We start from the raw sequence: 18,823 nt of genomic DNA, 5'->3' as shown, positions 1-18,823 counted from the left end.
CGCCGCGGCGAAAGCCTCTGCCGACTCGACCGGAGCGCCTACCGGCGCCGCAACCTCGTCGAGCGCTGCTTCAACAAGCTCAAGCACAACAAAGCTCTGGCCACTCGCTACGACAAACGCGCCCGTCACTACGAAGCCCTGGTCACCCTCGCCTGCCTACGCCTATGGTTCCCCTGACTTTACGGACACGACCTAGCACCCGACCCGGACAGCCGTGTGCGTCTCCGGACGGCCGGTAGCCGGCACCTAGACGGCCACGTACATCACCGGCTCGCTCCCCGGCACCGTCTCCGCACGGCCCAGTTTGACCAGGCGGCGCAGATGGGCCTCGGCCTCCGAGACCGCGATGTTGCGGGAGCCGTACGGGATCTGGTCCCAGGGGCGGTTCCATTCCATGCGCTCGGCGAGCTGCCAGGGCGTGAGGGGCTCGGCGAGGAGGGCCCGCAGGGCGGTGAGACGGGCCTCGTGGTGGTCGAGCAGTTCGCGTACGCGGGCGGGGGCGTCGGGGAAGGGGTGCTGGTGGGCCGGGAGCACCTCGGCGGGGGCGAGACGGCCCACGCGTTCGAGGCTGTCGAGGTAGTCGCCGAGGGGGTCGGTGACGGTGGCGTCGTCGGGGTCCTCGTAGAGGCCGATGTGCGGGGTGATCCCGGGGAGCAGATGGTCGCCGGAGAACAGGCGGCCGTGGCCGGGCAGTCGGGCCGGGTGGTCCTCCTCCAGGTGGAGGCAGACGTGGCCCGGGGTGTGCCCCGGGGTCCAGATCGCGCGCAGCCGGCGGCCGGCGAGGTCGAGGAGTTCGCCCGGGACGATGTCGCGGTCGGGCAGGGCGGGGGAGAGGCCGGGCAGGGCGCGGGGCCGGGGTGTGCGGAGCGGGGCGATGTGCTCCTCAGGGGCTCCGGCGGCGGTGAGCTTGGCCGTCATGTACGAGAACCAGCGCTCGGGACGGGCCTGACGGGTCCGTCGTACGACCGCGGTGTCCGCCGCGTGCATCGCGATCCACGCGCCCGACGCCTCGCGGACCCGGCCGGACAGGCCGTGGTGGTCCGGGTGGTGGTGGGTGATGACCACACCGTGGATCTCGGCCACCGAGGTGCCGCACGCCGAGAGGCCGGACGCCAGGGTGTCCCAGGACTCCGGGTCGTCCCAGCCGGTGTCGACGAGCACCGGCCCCCGGTCGGTGTCCACGACGTACACGAGCGTGTGGCCGAGGGGGTTGTCCGGGATGGGGACCCGGAGGGACCGGACGCCTCCGCCGTGGTCGTACACCGCCGGTGTGGGTTCGCGGTCCTGGCTGCTCGTCATCTGCCCTCCGTCCGTCCCACGGCCATTGCCCACTATAACTAGAACTGGTATCAGTTTCTGAAACACCGTCAGATGCGAAGGCAGTCGGCCATGACCGAACTCGTGGAACACGGACAGCTGTTCATCGGCGGGGAGTTGACCGACCCCCTGGGCCAGGACGTCATCGAGGTGATCTCGCCGCACACGGAACAGGTCATCGGACGCGTCCCGCACGCCTCGACCGCCGATGTCGACCGGGCCGTGGGGGTGGCACGGCGGGCGTTCGACGAGGGGCCCTGGCCGCGCATGAGCCTCGACGAGCGGATCGAGGTCGTGAGCCGGATCAAGGACGGGATCGTCGCCCGGCACGAGGAGATCGCCCGTGTGATCTCCGGCCAGAACGGCTCGCCGTACTCCTGGAGCGTCCTCGCCCAGGCCTTCGGCGCGGTGATGGTCTGGGACTCGGCGATCACCGTCGCACGGAACTTCACCTACGAGGAGCGCCGGGACGGCGTGCTCGGCCGCATCCTCGTACGGCGCGAGCCCGTCGGGGTCGTCGCGGCCGTCGTGCCCTGGAACGTCCCGCAGTTCGTCGCCGCCGCCAAGCTAGCCCCCGCGCTGCTCACCGGCTGCACGGTCGTCCTCAAGCCCTCGCCCGAGTCGCCGCTCGACGCGTATCTGCTCGGCGAGATCGCCCGCGAGGCCGGGCTGCCCGAGGGCGTGCTGTCGATCCTGCCCGCCGACCGGGAGGTGAGCGAGTACCTGGTCGGGCACCCCGGCATCGACAAGGTGTCCTTCACCGGGTCGGTCGCGGCCGGGAAGCGCGTGATGGAGGTGGCCGCCCGCAATCTCACCCGCGTGACGCTCGAACTGGGGGGAAAGTCGGCCGCCGTCGTCCTGCCCGACGCGGACGTCGAGACGGCCGTCGCGGGCATCGCCCCCGCGGCCTGGATGAACAACGGCCAGGCCTGCGTCGCCCAGACCCGCATCCTGCTCCCGCGCTCCCGCTACGACGAGTTCGCCGACGCCCTCGCCGCGGCGGCCGGCGCGCTCGTGGTCGGCGACCCGCTGGACCCCGCCACCCAGGTGGGCCCGCTCGTCGCCAGGCGGCAGCAGCAGCGCAACCTCGACTACATCCGCATCGGGCAGGAGGAGGGCGCGAAGATCCTGACCGGCGGCGGGCGCCCGGCCGGCCTGGACCGCGGCTGGTACGTCGAGCCCACCCTCTTCGGCGACGTCGACAACTCCATGCGCATCGCCCGCGAGGAGATCTTCGGCCCTGTCATCTGCCTGCTGCCCTACGACGACGAGTCCGACGCCGTGAAGATCGCCAACGACTCCGACTACGGGCTGAGCGGCAGCGTCTGGACCGCGGACGTCGAGCACGGCATCGACATCGCCCGGCGGGTCCGCACGGGCACGTACTCCGTGAACACCTTCAGCCTGGACATGCTGGGCCCCTTCGGCGGCTACAAGAACTCGGGCCTGGGGCGGGAGTTCGGACCCGAGGGGTACGGGGAGTACCTGGAGCACAAGATGATCCATCTCCCGGCGGAAGCGTAGAGATGGGCGACCGCTGGCACGTCGAGGTCGACCGCTCCCTGTGCATCGGCAGTGCCCAGTGCGTTCACCACGCCCCGGACGGCTTCCGCCTGGACCCGGCCCGCCAGTCCCATCCGCTCGCCCCGGACACGGACGCGAACGAACGGGTCCTGGAGGCGGCGGAGAGCTGCCCGGTGGAGGCGATCGTGATCACGCTGGGGGGCGGCGGCGAGGCGGTGTTCCCGCCGGAGGAATAGTGCCCGCCGCCCGCCGGGCGGTGCGGGGGTCAGGCGCCGGGGGCCCGGTACTGCACCTTCTGCCGGACCGCCTCGTCGACCTCGTCGGCCGACAGGAGCACGATCGTGCTCGTGCGCACCCCGCCGGCGGCCGACACGACCATGCTCATGGCCGCGGCGGAGGTGTTTCCGGGCAGCTCCGCCGTGAGGTAGACGTCGTCGTCGCCGAACGCCCAGTACATCGTCTCCACCCGGCCCCCGAGGCCCTCGACCATGCGTCCGACGACCTCACGCCGCGCGGTGCCGCCCTCGCTCAGCAGACCCTTCAGCCCTTCCGGGGTCAGCTTGACCTTGAAGAGGTACTTCGACATGAGGCCACCTCCACGTCCGGTATGTCTCAGCGGTCGCTCTTACCTCTTATGATCCGCCAATCGGAACAATTCCGAAAAATATCGCATAAGGGGGTTTCTTCTGCGGGCGGAAGTTCTAGCCTGGAATTGGCCTACGAGGCGAGTGAGGGAGTCCGACCGGAGTAGCCGACGGTGGCAGGAAGCCAGGAGGTATGGGTTTCCGCCGGTGCCGACTGCGACGGTAGGGCTGAGAGGCCGGAAGGACGCAAGGCCGAGAGGCCGAGCGACCGGAAGGCGACCCCCAGTACCTGATCCGGACCATGCCGGCGAAGGGAACCCGTCTCGTAGGTCCTACTTCTGCCCTTCCGGCCCCTGCCCCTCCGGTTTCGTCAGGGCGATCAGCCGGCACACCGTCTCGATGTCGATCCGCACCTGGGCGATCGAGGCACGGCCCGACAGCCACGTGATCAGCGCCGAGTGCCAGGTGTGCTCGATGACCCGGACCGCCGAGAGCTGCTCCGGCGTCGGGTCCTCGAGCCCCATCGCGTCCAGGATGATCGCCGTCGTCTGCCGCGAGACCTGGTCGACCTCCGGGCTCACGCTGCGGTCGGCGAAGGTGAGGGCCCGGACCATCGCGTCGGCCAGATGCGGCTCGCGCTGCAGGGCGCGGAAGGCCCGCATCAGCGTCTCCGCGACCCGCTCGGCCGCCGACTCGCCCTGCGGCGGCTTTTTCCGCAGCGTGCCGTGCATGTGCTCCAACTGGTCCTGCATCGTGGCGACCAGCAGATGGATCTTGGAGGGGAAGTAGCGGTAGAGGGTGCCGAGCGCCACCTGTGAGGACTCCGCGACCTCGCGCATCTGCACGGCGTCGAAACCGCCCCGGCTGGCCAGTTGCGCGCTCGCGTGCAGGATGCGGCGACGGCGGGCCTCCTGCCGCTCCGTGAGGGGAGGGGAGGCGGGGGCTGCGGCTCTGGCTTCCACCTTGGCCACTGTGTTCACCTTGGCTTCCGCGGGGCTCGGGTCCCGTTCCGTGACGGTCCGTGAGGGCAAGTGATCAGACAGCATGGCACGGCACGGCCGTGGCGTGAATCACCTGATCCACTGGTCACAGCGCCCCTACCTGCCGGTAGATTCAGAGCCTCCGAACGATCAAGTCTGAAACTTGTTCTAGATTAGCGTCCCGGCGTAATCTCGCGGGACAGTGCAGGGAGAAGGGGGCCAGAGTGACCGCTGAGGCCAGGGAGGCCGGGCCCTCGGAGGACCCCGCCGCCGACGGCTTGCGACCGCTCCGCATCGCGCTCCTCACCTATAAAGGGAACCCGTTCTGCGGCGGCCAGGGTGTCTACGTCCGGCACCTCTCGCGCGAACTGTCCCGCCTCGGCCACCGCGTCGAGGTCATCGGTGCCCAGCCCTATCCCCTCCTCGACGAGGGCTACGACGGCCAGAGCCTCACCGAGCTGCCCAGCCTCGACCTCTACCGCCAGCCGGATCCTTTCCGCACCCCGAAGCGCGACGAGTACCGCGACTGGATCGACGCGCTCGAAGTGGCGACCATGTGGACCGGCGGCTTCCCCGAGCCCATGACGTTCTCGCTGCGCGCCCGCCGCCATCTGCGGTCCCGCCGGGGCGAGTTCGACGTCGTCCACGACAACCAGACGCTCGGGTACGGCTTGCTGGGAGACGTGGGCGCGCCCCTGGTGACCACGATCCACCACCCCATCACCGTCGACCGGCAGTTGGAGCTGGACGCGGCGGACGGCTGGAAGCGGCGCCTGTCGGTGCGCCGCTGGTACGCCTTCACCCGCATGCAGAAGCGCGTCGCCCGCCGGCTCCCCTCCGTGCTCACCGTCTCCGGCACATCGCGGCAGGAGATCGTCGACCACCTCGGTGTACGCCAGGACCGGATCCACGTGGTCCACATCGGCGCCGACACCGACCTGTTCTCGCCGGATCCCTCGGTGCCCGTCGTGCCGGGCCGGATCGTCACGACGTCCAGCGCGGACGTGCCGCTGAAGGGCCTGGTCCATCTGGTCGAGGCGCTCGCCAAGGTGCGCACGGAGCACCCCGGCGCGCACCTCGTCGTCGTCGGCAAGCGGCCCACGGAGGGGCCCGTCGCCCAGGCGATGGAGCGGTACGGCCTCGCCGGCGCCGTCGACTTCGTCAAGGGCATCTCCGACGCCGAACTCGTCGACCTGGTGCGCTCGGCTCAGGTCGCGTGCGTGCCGTCGCTCTACGAGGGCTTCTCGCTGCCGGCCGCGGAGGCCATGGCGACGGGCACGCCCCTGCTCGCCACGACCGGCGGCGCCATACCCGAGGTCGCGGGCCGAGACGGTGAGACGTGCCTGGCGGTGCCCCCGGGGGACGCGGGCGCGCTGGCCGCCGGCCTGGGCAGGCTGCTGGGCGACGCGGAGTTGCGTGCGCGGCTCGGAGCGGCCGGTCGGGAGCGAGTACTGCGGCACTTCACCTGGGCCAGGGCGGCGGAGGGCACGGTGGCCAGGTACCGCGAGGCGATCGCCAGGTCCCGGAGCGCCGAAGCGGGCCGCTCCGCTCCGGTCGACGGAGGCTCAGGGACCCGGGCCCCGGGCACCTCGGCGGCGGGGCGTGAGGGCTCGGCGTCAGTGGCCTCCGCCGGTTCCGGGGCTCCGGTTTCTTCCGGCTCGGCGGGTCGTGACCGCTCGGCGCCGGTGGCCTCTGCCGGTTCCGCGTCCCTGGCTTCCGACCGCTCCGCGGTCTCGACAGGGGCTGAGCCCACGGCTCCCACGGGTGCGGTGTCCGCGGCCCCCACAGATGAACAAGGCGTCAACTCCGAAAGCAGGGCCACGTGCTGACCGTCGACTTCTCCCGGTTCCCGCTCGCCCCGGGCGACCGCGTCCTGGACCTCGGCTGTGGTGCCGGCCGGCACGCGTTCGAGTGCTACCGGCGCGGCGCGCAGGTCGTGGCGCTGGACCAGAACGGCGAGGAGATCCGCGAGGTCGCCAAGTGGTTCGCGGCGATGAAGGAGGCCGGCGAGGCCCCCGAGGGCGCCACCGCCACGGCCATGGAGGGCGACGCCCTGGCGCTGCCCTTCCCCGACGAGTCCTTCGACGTCGTCATCATCTCCGAGGTGATGGAGCACATACCGGACGACAAGGGCGTCCTGGCGGAGATGGTGCGGGTGCTCAAGCCCGGCGGCCGCATAGCCATCACGGTCCCGCGCTACGGCCCCGAGAAGGTCTGCTGGACCCTGTCCGACGCCTACCACGAGGTCGAGGGCGGCCACATCCGCATCTACAAGGCCGACGAACTCCTGGCCCGCATCCGCGAGGCCGGCCTCAAGCCCTACGGCACCCACCACGCCCACGCGCTGCACTCGCCCTACTGGTGGCTGAAGTGCGCGTTCGGCGTCGACAACGACAAGGCGCTGCCGGTGCGGGCGTACCACAAGCTCCTCGTCTGGGACATCATGAAGAAGCCGCTGGCCACCCGGGTCGCCGAGCAGGCGCTGAACCCGCTGATCGGCAAGAGCTTCGTGGCGTACGCGACCAAGCCGCACCTGCCGCGTCTCTCCGGCGCCGGGGCGGACGCCCAGTGACCACTCCCCGGACGGAACATCTGGTCCTGCCCGGGGTCCTCACCGCAGGGCAGGCCGCCGCGACCGTCGCCGGCATCCTCGCCGTGCAGCGCGAGGACGGTGCGATCCCGTGGTTCCGGGGGCACCACCTCGACCCGTGGGACCACGTCGAGGCGGCCATGGCCCTCGACACGGCCGGCGAGCACGAGGCCGCCGAGCGGGCCTACGTGTGGCTGGCCCGGCACCAGAACGAGGACGGCTCCTGGTACGCGGCCTACGCAGACGGCGAGTCCGGCGACGTCACCGACCGGGGCCGGGAGACCAACTTCGTCGCCTACATCGCCGTGGGCGTCTGGCACCACTACCTCTCCACCGGCGACGACACGTTCCTGGAGCGGATGTGGCCGGCGGTGTACGGGGCGGTGGAGTTCGTGCTGCGCCTGCAGCAGCCGGGCGGGCAGATCGGCTGGCGGCGCGACGACGACGGCACGGACACGGCGGACGCCCTGCTGACGGGCAGCTCCTCGATCCACCACGCGCTGCGGTGCGCGCTGGCGATCGCCGAGCAGCGGGAAGAGGCGCAGCCGGACTGGGAGTTGGCGGCGGGTGCCCTGCGGCATGCGATACGGCGGCATCCGGAGCGGTTCCTCGACAAGAACCGGTACTCGATGGACTGGTACTACCCGGTGCTCGGGGGTGCGCTGACCGGGGCCGAGGCCAAGGCGCGTATCGAGGAGGACTGGGAACGGTTCGTGGTGCCCGGGCTCGGGGTGCGGTGCGTCGTGCCCAACCCGTGGGTGACGGGGGGCGAGTCCGCCGAACTCGCCCTCGCGCTCTGGGCGATGGGCGAGTCCGACCGGGCGTTGGAGGTGCTGCAGTCGATCCAGCATCTGCGGGACGCGGAGAGCGGGCTGTACTGGACGGGGTACGTCTTCGACGATGACGCGATCTGGCCGCGGGAGCTGACCACGTGGACCGCGGGGTCGTTGTTGCTGGCCGTGGCCGCGTTGGGCGGGCACGAGGCCACGTGCCAGGTGTTCGGTGGGGATGAGTTGCCCGTGGGGCTGGACTCGGACTGCTGCGCCTAGGGGTTCAGGAGAGTCAGTGGCGGTGGGCCCTGTTGGCGATGGCGTGGCCCACGAACAGGTAGACCACCGCTGCCAGACCGTAGCCGCAGACCACTCGGGCCCAGGCCTCGTCGAAGGTGAAGAGGTCGTGGGACCAGCCTGCGAGCCAGCGGGCCGCGTCGTGGATGAACTGGACGAAGCTGTTCGCCTGGTTGGCGTCCAGCAGGTACATCAGGATCCACAGACCCAGGATGAGAGCCATGACGTCGGCCACGACCGCGACGATCGTGCCGGCCTGATTCGCACCGTTGCGATATCGAGGGGACATGTCATTCGGGTTGCCCTTGAACTCTGGATGAAACCCGGGGATTCGCTCAGGCGTTCAACTCGGCTAGTACGCGCAGCGTGTGGCGGTCCGGGCTGAGCACCAGCAGGTCCGTCACCGGGCCCTTGCGCCACGACTCCAGCCGCTCCGCGATCCGTTCGCGCGGGCCGACCAGGGAGATCTCGTCGGCGAAGGCGTCGGGGACGGCGCGGACGGCCTCCTCCCGGCGGCCGGAGAGGAACAAGTCCTGGATGCGGCGGGCGTCTTCCTCGTAGCCCATGCGTGCCATCAGGTCGGCGTGGAAGTTGCGGGCCGCGTGTCCCATGCCGCCGATGTAGAAGCCGAGCATCATCTTGACGGGCAGCAGGCCCTCGGCGACGTCGTCGCAGACCCGGGCCTGGGCCATCGGCGCGACCAGGAAACCCTCGGGCAGATCGGCCAGGGCCGGGCCGTACACCTCCGGCCGGGTCGGCGACCAGTACAGCGGCAGCCAGCCGTCGGCGATCCGGGCCGTCTGGGCGACGTTCTTCGGCCCCTCCGCCCCGAGCAGGACCGGCAGGCCGGCGCGGAGCGGATGCGTGATCGGCTTGAGGGGCTTGCCGAGGCCGGTGGCGTCCGGGCCCTGGTACGGGTGGGAGTGGAAGCGGCCGGACAGTTCGACCGGGGCCTCGCGGCGGAGCACCTGCCGTACGACGTCGACGTACTCGCGAGTGGCGGTGAGCGGGGACTTCGGGAACGGGCGGCCGTACCAGCCCTCCACCACCTGCGGTCCGGACAGTCCGAGGCCGAGCATCATGCGGCCGCCCGAGAGATGGTCCAGGGTGAGGGCGTGCATCGCGGTCGTGGTCGGCGGGCGGGCCGCCATCTGGGCAACCGCCGTGCCCAGCTTGATGGTGGAGGTGTGGGCGGCGATCCAGGCGAGCGGTGTGAACGCGTCCGAGCCCCAGGACTCCGCCGTCCACACGGAGTCGTAGCCCAGCCGTTCGGCCTCCCGCGCGAGCGGTATGTGGTCGGGGGAGGGGCCGCGGCCCCAGTAGCCGAGTGCGAGACCGAGCCGCATTCCTGCCTCCTGACGGTGTGTCAGCCGACTGGGGCGACGACTGTACGGCAACGGCCCCCCGCCCGGAAGGGCGAGGGGCCGTGAAGGGGGCGTGGGCTCAGCCGCGCTGGATGCCCGACGTGTCCTGCAGGACACCGCGACGGCCGTCCTGCGTCTGCGCGACCAGGGACGGGCCGCGCTGCTCGACGGCCAGGTACCAGGTACCCGGGGCGAGTTCGGCGATCGGCGTCGGCGAACCGTCCTCGGCGAACAGCGGACGCGGCACCGGAACCGCGAACCAGAACGGCGAGAAGTCCCCGGCCGGAGCCTGCGGCGCCTGCGCCTGCTGCGGCTGGGGCTGGCCGCCGAACGGCTGACCGGGCTGCCCCGGCTGACCGGCCTGGCCGGGCTGACCCGGCTGCCCGGGCTGCGGGTGACCGTAGCCGCCGGGCTGCTGGGCGCCCGGGTAGCCGTAGCCACCGGGGGGCTGGGCGCCGTAGGGCTGCGGGGCGGCCGGGCGGGGGGCCGGGAGGAGGGCGCCCTTGAGGGCCGGGACGAGGGGGGTGGCGATGGCGGCGCCGGCCATGAGCAGCGTCGCGACGAGGGCGAGGATCATGCCGATGCCGGGGCTCGGGGCGCCCTCGCTCGCGTTCTCACCGATGTTGTCGAAGCCACCCGGCACGTCGACGATGTTGCCGAGCGCGCTCCACGCGGCGAACACCGTGAAAGCGGCGCCGAACTGGCCGAGGTCGAGCCCCGCGATCTTCGGGACCTGCGGCAGGCCCCGGGCCACGACGACGAGCGCGGCGCCGATGACCCCGGCCAGCACGACGCTGAACACGACCGGGCCGCTGCCCCACAGCATGGGGAGGTCGACGCTGTCGGGGACATTGTCGAACGAGTACAGGTCGAGGAACGACGCGATGAAGAGCAACACCGCTGCTCCGATCACCACGCCGTCGCCTCGAGTGAGGGAGCGGATATTCACTTCAGGTCCTTCGTAGGTCGTCTCATCGTCGGTAGAGGCGTCGCTGTCACCATGTCGCCGTCAGGCCCCTGTGTGAAGCGCGGGGGTGGCCCCTCATCGTAGGGATGACACTATCGTCCGCCCTGTCAGGGTGTCCGCCGGGATCCGCCCGTCGAGAACTACCCGCGCAGGAAACTCACGATTCCCTCAGAGATCCCTTGCGCCGCTTTCTGCCGCCATGCGCCACTGGTCAGTGATGCCGCGTCCTTGCTATCGCGCATGTTGCCGCACTCGATGAACACCTTCGGAACCGTTGACAGATTGAGACCGCCCAGGTCCTTACGCGTGACGAGACCGGAGCCGTCGCCGATGTAGTTGGAGGGCGCGCTGCCGGTGACGGCCACGAAGCGGCCCGCGACGCGCTCGCCCAAGTCGCGGGAGGGCGCGACGATCGCGCGGGTGTCGGCGGAGCCCGCGTGGACCGCGCCGGGCAGGATGACGTGGAAGCCGCGGTTGCCGGCGCCCGAGCCGTCCGCGTGGATCGAGACCACGGCGTCGGCCTTCGCCTCGTTGCCGATCCGGGCCCGCTCGTCCACGCACGGGCCGAACGGCCGGTCGGCGTCCTGCGTCAGCTTCACCGTGGCGCCCTGCGCTTCTAGGAGTGCGCGCATCTGGTGCGCGACGTCCAGCGTGAACTTGGCCTCGGTGTAACCGTCGTTGGTGGACGTACCCGTGGTGTCGCACTCCTTCCAGTTCGTTCCGATGTTCACCTTGCGGTTGATCTCGGACGGGTGCTGGAAGTTGTCCGGGTTGTGGCCGGGGTCGATGACGACGACCTTGCCCTTGAGCGGGCCGGAGGCGGCGGGTGCGGAGGCCGAGGGCGCGCTGGGCGTGGGGTCGGCGCCCGGCTTCTTGCCGTCGTCGGTGGCGTCGTCGGCGGGCGGGCTCGACGCGGCGGGCGGGGAGGACCGTACGGTCGCCTGACCCGAGCCGCCGTCGTCGCCCGAGCCGCCCACGGTCTCGTACACCAGCCAGCCGAGCAGCGCCCCCGGCACCAGCGCGGCGAGCGCGACGGTCAGGGGGCCGCGGCGGGGGCGGCGGGGCTGGGGCGGTTCGAAGTCCGGGCCTACGTACGACACGTCCCTCACCCTAGCGGCCGTCCCGGAGCGACCGCGGGCGGAGGACGGCCGGGCGGGTGGCGGCTACCCCTCGTTCCCGTCGGGGCCCTCGCGCCGCACCGCCTCCTTCACCTCCGCCTCGACCTCCTGGCGGGGGGTGTCCTCCTGCTTCGCGTACGCCGTCACCGCCGCCTGTACGTCACGGGCGAGGTCGCGCCAGGCCCGCCAGGCGGTCTCCCATGTCGTGGTCTGCCGGCCGCTCCACTTGGTCTGGGTGGGCGGACCGTAGGCGTCCCGCAGTTTCCGCATACGGGCGTGCGCCTCGTCCGCCGCGCGCTGCTTCTCCACGAGCTCTGCGAATGCGATGGTGTGTGCCACGCGCCCGGATCCTCGAACAGCAACCGCCCCCCACCGACACGCCACGCCGCCCGTGGGCCGACCGGGAGGGGCACGGGGGGTGCGGTTCACCCGGCCAGCCGCCGAACTCCGCAGATGCCCGGGGTCCGGCCAGCCGCCGAGCCACGCGCCCGGCGTTCGGCCAGGCGCCCAGTCGCCGAGCTCCGCAGACGCCAGGGGTCCGGCCCGGCGTCAAGTAGCCGAGCTCGCGGACGGTCGGTGTTCGGTCAGCCGCCGAGCCACAGACGCCCGGAGCTCAGCGATCCGCCGAGCTCCGCGGGCGCCCGGTGCCCGGCCACCCGCCCAGTCGCGCCGGGGGCCCGGCCAGCCGCACGCGCCCCGCGTTCGGCCAGGCGCTCAGCCGTCGAGCTCCGCAGACGCCCGGGGTCCGGCCCGGGGCCAAGTCGCCGAGCTCGCGGACGGTCGGCGTTCGGTCAGCCGCCGAGCCACAGACGCCCGGCGCTCAGCGAGCCGCTGAGCTCCGCGGACGCCCGGTGCCCGGCCACCCGCCCAGTCGCGCCGGGGGCCCGGCCAGCCGCCGAGCCACGCGCCCCGCGTTCGGCCAGCCGTCGAGCTCCGCAGACGCCCGGCGCTCGGCCCGGTGCCCGGTGCGGGCAGTCGGCGCCCCGCCGTCGCTGTCAGCCGCCCCCGCCATCGCCGCCGGGTGTCGGTCGGCGCAGTGCCTCCGGCCGGCAGCGGCCGGCGCTCGTTTCAGATGCCCGGCCCCGTGCGCCGCAGTACGCGCAGGGAGTCCGTCGCCGAGATCTCGCTGAACGCGCCGGAGGCGAGGGCGCGCAGGTAGATGCGATACGGGGCCTGGCCGGTGAACTCGTCCTGGGGGTTCGGGAAGACGTCGTGGATGACGAGCAGGCCGCCCTCCGCGATGTGCGGTGCCCAGCCCTCGTAGTCGGCGGTGGCGTGCTCGTCCGTGTGGCCGCCGTCGATGAAGACCAGGGCCAGGGGAGTGCGCCAGAACCCGGCGATCTGCGGGGAGCGGCCGACCAGGGCCACCACGTGGTCCTCCAAGCCCGCCTTGCGCAGGGTGCGGCGGAACGTGGGCAGCGTGTCCATCAGGCCGATCTCGGGGTCGACCGTCTCGGGGTCGTGGTACTCCCAGCCCGGCTGCTGCTCCTCGCTGCCGCGATGGTGGTCGACGGTCAGCGCGCTCACCCCCGCCTCACGGGCCGCGTCGGCGAGCAGGACCGTGGACCGGCCGCAGTACGTCCCGACCTCCAGCAACGGCAGCCCCAGCCGCCCGGCCTCCACCGCCGCCGCGTACAGGGCCAGCCCCTCGTCCACGGGCATGAACCCCTTCGCCGCCTCGAACGCGGCCAGGATCTCGGGCTTCGGAGCCGCGGGCGGCATGGGGGTCCTTCCGGTCGTACGACGGTTACGGGCGCCCATGGTGCCGTACCCCCTGCCGTCGGGCGACAGGGGGTACTGGTGAGTAGGGGAGCAGCGCGGACCGGTCAGGCGGGGACCGTCTCGCCCGGCAGGGGCAGGTCCAGGTCGACCGGGCGGTCGTCGCCCGTGTGGGTCGCCGAGGAGGCGAGCGGCGCGTGGCCCGGGGCCCGGGCGGCGACGACGTAGGAGCCCCGGTCGGGGACGGCGAGCGCGTAGCTGCCGTCCTCGGCGGAGAGGGTCGCGCCGGCCTGGCGGCCCCGCCGGTCGATCAGTGTGACCTTGGCCCGGGCGACCGGTGCGCCGTCCGCGTCCAGGACCCGGCCGCGGAAGCCGCGCAGGACGGCCTCGGCGTGCTCCAGGTTGGCGTCCTCCTCGCTGCTCGCCCGCAGCTGCGGGTGCGCGGCCGGCCGGCGGCCGGGCAGGAAGAGGGCGAAGAGCAGGCCCACGGCGACCGCGGCGGTCGCGATCAGGAAGGAGACCCGGAAGCCGTGCATGGTCGGGATCGCGACCCCGCCGACGTTGTTGGCGGTGTTGGCCAGCACCATGCCGATCACGGCGCTGGACACCGACGTACCGATGGAACGCATCAGGGTGTTGAGGCCGTTCGCCGCACCCGTCTCCGAGGCTGGGACCGCGCCCACGATCAGCGCGGGCAGCGAGGAGTAGGCGAGGCCGATGCCCGCTCCCAGCAGGACCGCGATGACCAGGCTCTGCCAGGCGGCGCTCATCAGGCCGAGGCCGGCGCCGTAGCCGATCGCGATGATCAGCAGGCCGAGGATCAGGGTGACCTTGGGGCCGTACTTCGCGGACAGCCGGGCGTAGACGGGCGCCGTGAACATCATCGTCAGGCCGAGCGGCGCGACGAGCAGACCCGCGACGACCATCGACTGGCCGAGCCCGTAGCCGGTGGACTTCGGCAGCTGGAGCAGCTGCGGCAGGACCAGGGAGACGACGTAGAAGGAGACGCCGACCATGATCGAGGCGAGGTTGGTGAAGAGGACGGCCGGGCGGGCCGTGGTGCGCAGGTCCACCAGCGGGGCCTTGAGGCGCAGTTCCATCACGCCCCACAGGAGCAGGACGGCCGCGGCGGCGCCGAACAGGCCGAGCGTGGTGCCGGAGGTCCAGCCCCAGTCGCTGCCCTTGGTGATCGGCAGCAGGAACAGCACGAGACCGGCGGACAGCCCGAGCGCGCCCAGCAGGTCGAAGGAGCCCTCGGCGCGCATCGGGGACTCCGGTACGACGAGGAGGGTCAGGACGATGGAGAGCACACCGAGGCCGGCGGCGCCGTAGAAGAGGGCGTGCCAGTCGGCGTGCTGGGCGACCAGGGCGGCGGCGGGCAGGGCGAGGCCGCCGCCGACGCCTATGGAGGAGCTCATCAGGGCCATCGCCGAGCCGAGCCGTTCCCGGGGGAGCATGTCGCGCATCAGGCCGATGCCGAGCGGGATCGCGCCCATCGCGAAGCCCTGGAGCGTACGGCCGGTGATCATGAGCAGCAGATCGCTGGTGAGCGCGCTGAGCAGCGCGCCGACGACCATGACGGCGAGGCTGAGGATCAGCATGCGCCGCTTGCCGTAGAGGTCGCCGAGGCGGCCCATGATCGGGGTGGCCACCGCACCCGAGAGAAGGGTCGAGGTCAGGACCCAGGTCGCGTTGCCGGGGTCGGTGTCCAGCAGTTGCGCCAGATCCTTGATGACCGGGACGAGCAGGGTCTGCATCACCGCGACAACGATGCCCGCGAAGGCGAGCACCGGGACCACGGCCCCGCTCGCTCTGCCGGCGGGACGGTCTGTCGTCGTCTGCGTCATTGAGAGGGGCCTCCAGGCCGGAAGGGTGTGCGGGAGCTACGGGAGCTACGGGAGCTACAGGGGACGGGGTTACGTGGTGACTGAACTTGTATGTGCAGGCAACTATTCCGTTGCTTTGGCACTCTAACGAATTCTTGACCTTCTCTTGGGGAAGGGGGGCCAGGGGCCATGGGTCAGGTCCCCGGGAGGGCCCTGGGCCTAGGCCGAAATCCCGATGCCAGGAGCATGGAGTGGTTGAGAGCATGACACCCATGCTTGAAGCCGCAGAAAGGACCCGAATACCCCGCCGTACCGCGTCGCCCCCCACCTGGCTCGTGGTGGCGCTCACCTGTGCCGGCCAGTTCCTCGTCGTGCTGGACGTGTCCGTCGTCAATGTGGCGCTGCCCTCGATGCGGACCGGGCTCGGGCTGAGCGAGCAGGGCCTGCAGTGGGTGGTGAACGCCTACACCATCGCCTTCGCCGGGTTCATGCTGCTCGGCGGGCGGGCCGGAGACCTCTACGGCCGCAAGCGGATGTTCCTCGTCGGGCTCGGTGTGTTCACCCTGGCCTCGGTGGCGGGCGGACTGGCGCAGGACGACTGGCAGTTGCTGGTCGCACGGGCCGTACAGGGGCTGGGCGCGGCGGTGCTGGCGCCCTCGACGCTGACCATCCTCACCTCTTCGGTGCCGGAGGGCCCGGCCCGGGCCCGGGCGATAGGCACCTGGACGGCGGTCGGGGGCGCCGGCGGCGCGGCGGGCGGTCTGGCCGGCGGGCTCCTGGTGGAGGCGCTGTCCTGGCGGTGGGTGCTGCTGATCAACGTGCCCGTGGGTGTCGTGGTGCTCTGCGCCGCCGCCTGGTTCCTCGTCGAAGGCCGGGCCGGGGACCGGCGGCGGCTCGACCTGCCGGGCGCGCTGCTCGTCACGACCGGGCTCGGCACACTCGCCTACGGCATCTCCCAGACGGAGGCGGAGGGCTGGACGGCGGCGGCCACGCTGCTGCCGCTGCTCGCCGGGCTCGTGCTGATCGCCCTGTTCCTCGCGGTCGAGGCCCGCACCGCGAGCCCGTTGATGCCGCTCGGGCTGCTGCGCCTGCGGTCGGTGGCGTCGGCGAACGTCTCGATGTTCCTGTGCGGCTTCGCGATGTTCTGCATGTGGTTCTTCATGACCCTGTACGCGCAGAACGTCCTGGGCTACACGCCCCTGGAGGCCGGACTCGCCCTGGTCCCGAGTTCCCTGGCCGTCGTCCTCGGCTCCAAGCTCGCGCCCCGGCTGATGCGGGCGGCCGGCCCGCGCACCGTGGCGGTCATGGGCACGCTGGTCGCAGTGGCCGGCTTCGCCTGGCAGTCCAGGATGACCGCCGAGGGCTCGTTCGCGACGGCGATCCTCGTCCCCGGCATCCTCATGATGCTCGGCGCGGGCCTCGCGTCGACACCGCTCGCCGCCCTGGCCACCTCCGGCGCGGCCCCCGGCGAGGCCGGCCTGGTCTCCGGCCTCGTCAACACCTCCCGCACGATGGGCGGTTCACTGGGCCTGGCCGTCCTGTCCACCCTCGCGGCGGCCCGGACGGCGGGCAGCGGAACACCGGCAGCGCTGACGGAGGGCTACGCGCTGGCCTTCCGGGTGGGGACCGGGGTGCTGATCGCGGGCGTGCTGCTGATGTGGGTCTGGCTGCCGCGGATGCCGCGGGAGCGGTAGGGCCCGCGCGGTTTGTTTCGGGCCGGGGCGGAGTGGTGCGTCGAGGGGGCGTGCTGCGTCGGCGGGGCGGAGTGGTGCGTCGGCGTTGGCGCCGGGCTCAGAGCCAGCCCTGGCTGCGGGCCTCGCGCAGGGCCTCCGTGCGGTTGCGGGTGCCTGTCTTGCCGATGGCGGAGGAGAGGTAGTTGCGGATGGTGGACTCCGAGAGACGGAGCCGGGCGGCGATGTCGGCGACGGTCGCGCCGTCCGCCGATGCCTTGAGGGTGTCGCTCTCGCGGCTGGTCAGCGGGTTGGGGCCGGCGCTGAGCGCGGCGGTGGCGAGGGCCGGGTCGACCACGGTCTCGCCGGCCAGGACACGGCGGATGGCGGCGGCCAGTTCCTCCACCGGGCCGTCCTTCACCAGGAAGCCGGTGGCCCCCGCCTCCATCGCCCGGCGCAGATAGCCGGGGCGGCCGAACGTGGTGAGGATCAGCACGCGGCAGTCCGGTACCCGGGTCCGCAGGTCGGCGGCGGCGTCCAGACCGCTCCTGCCCGGGAGTTCGATGTCGAGGAGGGCGACGTCGGGGCGGTGGGCGAGTGCCGCGTCCAGGATCGCGTCACCGGCCGCCACCTGGGCGACGACCTCGATGTCGTCCTCCATGCCGAGCAGCAGCGCGAGCGCGCCGCGCATCATGCCCTGGTCCTCCGCGAGCAGCACGCGGATGGGTCTGTCGGTCACGCGCCCAGGGTAGGGCGGGGCGAGTCGAGCAGCGAGGCCAGTGTTGCGGTGAAGGCCTTCGCCGAGTGGTCGGCGTGCTCGCGTATGCGGGTCGCCACGGCGTCGGCCCCGCCGCCCTCCACCAGCTGCACGATCCGGTCGATGCTCTGCTCGTGCGGATCCTGGGTGGACAGATAGAAGTCCGTCGCGTCGTACGCCATGTGGAAGACGTGCTTCTTCACATCGCTCAGCGTCAGGTAGTCGTCGTGGGTCTTGGGGGTCGGCTCGGGCGCGCCGACACAGACCGCCGGGGTGCCGGCGCCCCAGGCGTTGACCGCCAGGTGGTAGGTGTCCGTGATGACCAGCCGGTAGCGGGGCAGGACCCCCACCAGGTCGCCGATGGTGTGGTCGCCCGGGCGGGCCGCGATGTGGCCGACCGGAGCGGGGACGTCCCGGTCGAACCAGGGCAGCCACTCCAGGGGAGCGCCCAGGCGGTCGGACAGGTCCTGGCAGGCGGCGGGCAGCCACGCCGGGACGGGTGTCCTGGCGCCCAGGAACACACCGATCGCACCGCCGTCCGGTACCGACCGGGACCAGTCCGTCGTCGGGAGGTGGTCGAGGTCGCCCGGGCGGGACAGCAGCGCCGCGTCCGAACCGAAGTAGTCGGTCGTACGGTCCCCGCGCAGGTGCGCGATCTTCGCGGCCGAGAGCGGGTCACGCACCCAGGTGCGGTGGTTGCGCGTCACCAGTCGGGCGAACAGGGGGCCGTACTCCTTGTCCTCGTAGTCGGACTGCGTGTTGTGCAGGATGGTCCCGCCGTAGCTGAGGGTCCGGGTGAGGAGCTCGTCGGGCTGGTCCGCGAACAGCAGGGTCCGATTCAGCAGGTTCCGGGCGGCGTCCCGGTCCGCGGCGATGCCGAAGTCGAGCAGACGGTTCGTCGCGTCCTGCGCCAGATAGTGCCGGGTGTGCAGGAAGTCGCCCCAGAAGACGACCGCGTCGTGGTCGCGGAGTGTGTCGAGGTGCTCGGCCAGCGGAAGGAAGCGGAACGGGAAGCCGGTGCCTCGCGCGCACTCGCGCAGCGGCACGGTCTCCGGCGTGTGCAGGGTGAACCAGGTGGCGTCGACCTCGCCGCCCTCGGCGGTCATCCGCCGCAGCAGGGACTCGAACGCCAAGTCCACGGTCAGCATGCCCGTGTTGCGGTACCCGATGTTCGGCGCGGTGATGACGGCGACGCGTCCCATGTGCTCCATTTCCCCCAGCCGTTGCCAACGCGGTCGTACTACGACGCGACCCGTCGGCCAACGTACACGGGGGTGTCCTGCCGTAGGGGGCCTGCCCCCGGGTGGGAGGGGGAGGGGGCGGTGGAGCGCTTGGGCCTG

18 protein-coding genes and 1 pseudogene are annotated in these 18,823 nt (G+C 72.0%); 7 read left to right on the top strand and 12 right to left on the bottom strand.

The genetic code is table 11. From position 1 onward, the window contains the following. Nucleotides 1-177 (top strand): annotated as a pseudogene (locus tag ACFT32_RS41780) (IS5/IS1182 family transposase); the annotation flags it as partial. A gap of 69 nt (nt 178-246) precedes the next feature. Here the strand turns inward: ACFT32_RS41780 and ACFT32_RS41775 are convergent. Then, nucleotides 247-1,299: an MBL fold metallo-hydrolase gene (locus ACFT32_RS41775; RefSeq protein WP_382499623.1), complete on the bottom strand. Its 1,053-nt coding sequence runs from the start codon at nt 1,297-1,299 to the stop codon at nt 247-249. Nucleotides 1,300-1,389: 90 nt separating this feature from the next. Here ACFT32_RS41775 and ACFT32_RS41770 point away from each other — a divergent pair, with 90 nt between their 5' ends. Together ACFT32_RS41770 and ACFT32_RS41765 are read left to right on the top strand one after the other, a co-directional pair. Then, nucleotides 1,390-2,841: an aldehyde dehydrogenase gene (locus ACFT32_RS41770; RefSeq protein WP_382499621.1), complete on the top strand. Its 1,452-nt coding sequence runs from the start codon at nt 1,390-1,392 to the stop codon at nt 2,839-2,841. Between the two features lie 2 nt (nt 2,842-2,843). Beyond that, entirely contained in the window at nt 2,844-3,077 is a 234-nt protein-coding gene (locus tag ACFT32_RS41765; protein WP_382499620.1) for a ferredoxin, read from the top strand. A gap of 29 nt (nt 3,078-3,106) precedes the next feature. On the opposite strand, the gene ACFT32_RS41760 is transcribed toward ACFT32_RS41765, so the two are convergent. Further along, a complete protein-coding gene (locus ACFT32_RS41760) occupies nt 3,107-3,427 on the bottom strand; it encodes a GYD domain-containing protein (RefSeq protein ID WP_382499618.1) in 321 nt (106 codons plus the stop codon). A 330-nt stretch (nt 3,428-3,757) separates the two neighbouring features. Next, the gene (locus ACFT32_RS41755) at nt 3,758-4,471 is read right to left on the bottom strand and encodes a TetR family transcriptional regulator (RefSeq protein ID WP_382499617.1); all 714 of its coding nucleotides are present in this window, start codon (nt 4,469-4,471) and stop codon (nt 3,758-3,760) included. A 158-nt stretch (nt 4,472-4,629) separates the two neighbouring features. On the opposite strand from ACFT32_RS41755, the gene ACFT32_RS41750 reads away from it, so the two are divergent. From ACFT32_RS41750 to ACFT32_RS41740, 3 genes are read left to right on the top strand one after another with little or no spacing between them, the layout of a single operon-like run. Then, on the top strand, nt 4,630-6,234 hold the full coding sequence (locus ACFT32_RS41750) for a glycosyltransferase (RefSeq protein WP_382499615.1): 1,605 nt from the start codon (nt 4,630-4,632) through the stop codon (nt 6,232-6,234). After that, complete coding sequence (locus tag ACFT32_RS41745) at nt 6,228-6,977, top strand: class I SAM-dependent methyltransferase (RefSeq protein WP_382499613.1); 750 nt, start codon at nt 6,228-6,230, stop codon at nt 6,975-6,977. Before ACFT32_RS41750 ends, ACFT32_RS41745 begins: the two co-directional genes overlap by 7 nt. After that, nucleotides 6,974-8,044 carry a prenyltransferase gene (locus ACFT32_RS41740; RefSeq protein ID WP_382499611.1) on the top strand — a complete coding sequence of 357 codons (1,071 nt, stop codon included), beginning with the start codon at nt 6,974-6,976 and terminating at the stop codon, nt 8,042-8,044. The genes ACFT32_RS41745 and ACFT32_RS41740 overlap by 4 nt, the downstream gene beginning before the upstream one ends. A gap of 13 nt (nt 8,045-8,057) precedes the next feature. Here ACFT32_RS41740 and ACFT32_RS41735 read toward each other — a convergent pair whose 3' ends face one another. The 7 genes from ACFT32_RS41735 to ACFT32_RS41705 form a co-directional block, all read right to left on the bottom strand. Continuing rightward, nucleotides 8,058-8,351 (bottom strand): hypothetical protein, encoded by a 294-nt coding sequence (locus tag ACFT32_RS41735; RefSeq protein ID WP_382499610.1) that lies wholly within the window; start codon nt 8,349-8,351, stop codon nt 8,058-8,060. A gap of 46 nt (nt 8,352-8,397) precedes the next feature. Beyond that, nucleotides 8,398-9,408, bottom strand: coding sequence for an LLM class F420-dependent oxidoreductase (locus ACFT32_RS41730; RefSeq protein WP_382499608.1), 1,011 nt, complete (start codon nt 9,406-9,408; stop codon nt 8,398-8,400). A gap of 97 nt (nt 9,409-9,505) precedes the next feature. Beyond that, nucleotides 9,506-10,375, bottom strand: a complete 870-nt coding sequence (locus ACFT32_RS41725; RefSeq protein ID WP_382499606.1) for a hypothetical protein — start codon at nt 10,373-10,375, stop codon at nt 9,506-9,508. 158 nt (nt 10,376-10,533) lie between these two features. Beyond that, nucleotides 10,534-11,493, bottom strand: coding sequence for an N-acetylmuramoyl-L-alanine amidase (locus ACFT32_RS41720; RefSeq protein ID WP_382499604.1), 960 nt, complete (start codon nt 11,491-11,493; stop codon nt 10,534-10,536). 63 nt (nt 11,494-11,556) lie between these two features. Beyond that, nucleotides 11,557-11,850 carry a hypothetical protein gene (locus tag ACFT32_RS41715; protein WP_382499602.1) on the bottom strand — a complete coding sequence of 98 codons (294 nt, stop codon included), beginning with the start codon at nt 11,848-11,850 and terminating at the stop codon, nt 11,557-11,559. Nucleotides 11,851-12,579: 729 nt separating this feature from the next. After that, the gene (locus ACFT32_RS41710; RefSeq protein ID WP_382499600.1) at nt 12,580-13,233 is read right to left on the bottom strand and encodes a class I SAM-dependent methyltransferase; all 654 of its coding nucleotides are present in this window, start codon (nt 13,231-13,233) and stop codon (nt 12,580-12,582) included. Nucleotides 13,234-13,337: 104 nt separating this feature from the next. Beyond that, nucleotides 13,338-15,077 carry an MFS transporter gene (locus ACFT32_RS41705; RefSeq protein WP_382499599.1) on the bottom strand — a complete coding sequence of 580 codons (1,740 nt, stop codon included), beginning with the start codon at nt 15,075-15,077 and terminating at the stop codon, nt 13,338-13,340. Nucleotides 15,078-15,319: 242 nt separating this feature from the next. Between ACFT32_RS41705 and ACFT32_RS41700 the strand changes: the two genes are divergently transcribed. Next, nucleotides 15,320-16,750, top strand: a complete 1,431-nt coding sequence (locus ACFT32_RS41700; RefSeq protein ID WP_382499597.1) for an MFS transporter — start codon at nt 15,320-15,322, stop codon at nt 16,748-16,750. Between the two features lie 97 nt (nt 16,751-16,847). Here ACFT32_RS41700 and ACFT32_RS41695 read toward each other — a convergent pair whose 3' ends face one another. Next, on the bottom strand, nt 16,848-17,465 hold the full coding sequence (locus tag ACFT32_RS41695) for a response regulator (protein WP_382499595.1): 618 nt from the start codon (nt 17,463-17,465) through the stop codon (nt 16,848-16,850). Continuing rightward, on the bottom strand, nt 17,462-18,685 hold the full coding sequence (locus ACFT32_RS41690) for a hypothetical protein (RefSeq protein WP_382499592.1): 1,224 nt from the start codon (nt 18,683-18,685) through the stop codon (nt 17,462-17,464). The genes ACFT32_RS41695 and ACFT32_RS41690 overlap by 4 nt, the downstream gene beginning before the upstream one ends. Nucleotides 18,686-18,823 lie beyond the last annotated feature (138 nt).

This window comes from Streptomyces sp. NPDC057002, from assembly GCF_042673825.1.
Classification (GTDB): Bacteria; Actinomycetota; Actinomycetes; order Streptomycetales; family Streptomycetaceae; genus Streptomyces.
Note: the sequence above shows the minus strand (reverse complement) of the source record. Positions and strands in the feature narration are given on the sequence as shown.

Excerpts from the sequence above, each read along its gene's own strand:
- ACFT32_RS41775 (WP_382499623.1), bottom strand. The coding sequence starts at position 1,299 with ATGACGAGCAGCCAGGACCGCGAACCCACACCGGCGGTGTACGACCAC.
- ACFT32_RS41770 (WP_382499621.1), top strand. The coding sequence starts at position 1,390 with ATGACCGAACTCGTGGAACACGGACAGCTGTTCATCGGCGGGGAGTTG.
- ACFT32_RS41765 (WP_382499620.1), top strand. The coding sequence starts at position 2,844 with ATGGGCGACCGCTGGCACGTCGAGGTCGACCGCTCCCTGTGCATCGGC.
- ACFT32_RS41760 (WP_382499618.1), bottom strand. The coding sequence starts at position 3,427 with ATGTCGAAGTACCTCTTCAAGGTCAAGCTGACCCCGGAAGGGCTGAAG.
- ACFT32_RS41755 (WP_382499617.1), bottom strand. The coding sequence starts at position 4,471 with ATGCTGTCTGATCACTTGCCCTCACGGACCGTCACGGAACGGGACCCG.
- ACFT32_RS41735 (WP_382499610.1), bottom strand. The coding sequence starts at position 8,351 with ATGTCCCCTCGATATCGCAACGGTGCGAATCAGGCCGGCACGATCGTC.
- ACFT32_RS41730 (WP_382499608.1), bottom strand. The coding sequence starts at position 9,408 with ATGCGGCTCGGTCTCGCACTCGGCTACTGGGGCCGCGGCCCCTCCCCC.
- ACFT32_RS41710 (WP_382499600.1), bottom strand. The coding sequence starts at position 13,233 with ATGCCGCCCGCGGCTCCGAAGCCCGAGATCCTGGCCGCGTTCGAGGCG.
- ACFT32_RS41705 (WP_382499599.1), bottom strand. The coding sequence starts at position 15,077 with ATGACGCAGACGACGACAGACCGTCCCGCCGGCAGAGCGAGCGGGGCC.
- ACFT32_RS41700 (WP_382499597.1), top strand. The coding sequence starts at position 15,320 with ATGACACCCATGCTTGAAGCCGCAGAAAGGACCCGAATACCCCGCCGT.
- ACFT32_RS41690 (WP_382499592.1), bottom strand. The coding sequence starts at position 18,685 with ATGGGACGCGTCGCCGTCATCACCGCGCCGAACATCGGGTACCGCAAC.